Origin of the sequence: Streptomyces sp. SPB074 (assembly GCF_000154905.1) — a bacterium.
In the GTDB taxonomy this organism is placed as follows: domain Bacteria; phylum Actinomycetota; class Actinomycetes; order Streptomycetales; family Streptomycetaceae; genus Streptomyces.
In genome coordinates this window covers 1,493,911-1,495,510 of sequence record NZ_GG770539.1, presented here as the reverse complement: position 1 = coordinate 1,495,510, position 1,600 = coordinate 1,493,911, and the positions used below count along the sequence as shown (strand labels likewise).

General features: G+C 70.8%; 2 protein-coding genes. Both read left to right on the top strand.

All coding sequences use genetic code 11. From position 1 onward, the window contains the following. Positions 1-166 (top strand): DUF3046 domain-containing protein (locus SSBG_RS36050; RefSeq protein WP_078491225.1); only part of this gene is annotated, 166 nt, incomplete at its 5' end. Positions 167-479: 313 nt separating this feature from the next. Next, the coding region (locus SSBG_RS05980) for an AI-2E family transporter (RefSeq protein WP_078491224.1) at positions 480-1,600 on the top strand (1,121 nt) is incomplete at its 3' end.

The window sequence follows — 1,600 nt, the reverse complement described above, 5'->3', positions numbered from 1 at the left end:
GACAGATCACTTCGGCGCGGGGTACGTGGAGTCCTTCGCGCACGATCACGTCATGTCCCAGCTCGGCGGGCGCACCGTCGAGCAGGCGCTCGCCGAGGGCTGGGAGGCGAAGGACGTGTGGCGCGCGGTCTGCGAGGCGGTCGGCGTCCCGGAGAGCGAGCGCTGAGGCGCCCGCGGCGCTTCCGCACCGGCGGCGGCGTGCCCGTACCGCCCGCGGCTTCCCCGCCCCCTGCCACCACCGCGCGGGCTGTCCACACGGCCGTCCCGTGTCCATGAGCGGCGCGAGACCGTATCGATCCGGCCATGATCATGTCCGGGAAGTGCCGGTGGACCAAGCGATTGTCCGAATGTCCGTGGTGTAGGCGAGACTGGCTGACGTGGCAGTGACAGATGAGACCACCGGACACGCAGCTCCGCCGGGCGCGGACGCTCCAGGGCCGCCCGCTTCCGGTTCCGGTGCCGGTGGACAGGGCGGGCGGATGCCGCGCTGGCTCCCGCGCGCCATGGTCTCCGCGCTGCTCCTGATCGCATGTTTCCAGCTCGGCACGTGGGCTTTCCACCGGCTCACCGGGCTGCTGATCAACGTCCTGATCGCCTTCTTCCTGGCGCTCGCCATCGAACCGGCGGTGAGCTGGATGTCGGCGCGCGGGATGCGGCGCGGCGCGGCGACGGGCATCGTCTTCCTGGGCGTCCTCATATTCGCCGCGGGCTTCGTGACGCTGCTCGGCTCGATGCTCGCGGGCCAGATCCAGAACATGGTCGAGGACTTCCCCAAGTACCTCGACTCGGTCATCAAGTGGGTCAACGGGACGTTCCACACCGACCTGTCGCGCCTTGAGGTGCAGGACAGCGTGCTGCACTCGGACTGGCTCCAGCGCTACGTGCGCAACAGCGCCTCCGGCGTCCTCGACGTCTCCGCGCAGGTGCTCGGCGGCCTGTTCCAGCTCCTGACCCTGCTGCTCTTCGCCTTCTACTTCGCGGCCGACGGCCCGCGCCTGCGCCGCGCGCTGTGCTCGGTGCTGCCGCCCGCGAAGCAGGCGGAGGTCGTGCGCGCCTGGGAGATCGCGGTCGACAAGACCGGCGGTTACCTCTACTCGCGCGGCCTGATGGCCCTGATCTCCGGCATCGCGCACTACATCCTCTTCCAAGCCCTCGGCATCCCCTACGCGCCCGCGCTCGGCGTGTGGGTCGGGCTCGTCTCGCAGTTCATCCCGACCATCGGCACGTATCTGGCCGGGGCCCTGCCCATGCTGATCGCCTTCACCGTGGACCCCTGGTACGCGGTGTGGGTGCTGGTCTTCGTCGTGGTCTACCAGCAGTTCGAGAACTACCTGCTCCAGCCGAAGCTCACGGCCCGCACGGTCGACATCCATCCCGCCGTCGCCTTCGGCTCGGTGATCGCGGGGACGGCGCTGCTCGGCGCGGTCGGGGCGCTCATCTCCATCCCGGCCGTCGCGACGTTGCAGGCGTTCCTCGCGGCGTACGTGAAGCGGTACGACGTGACCGACGACCCGCGCGTCATGGGCCCGCGCCCCCGCCCCGGAGGCTCCCCGGTGCTCGCCCGGGTCCGGCGCGCCCTGCGCGGCCCGAACGAGCCGGG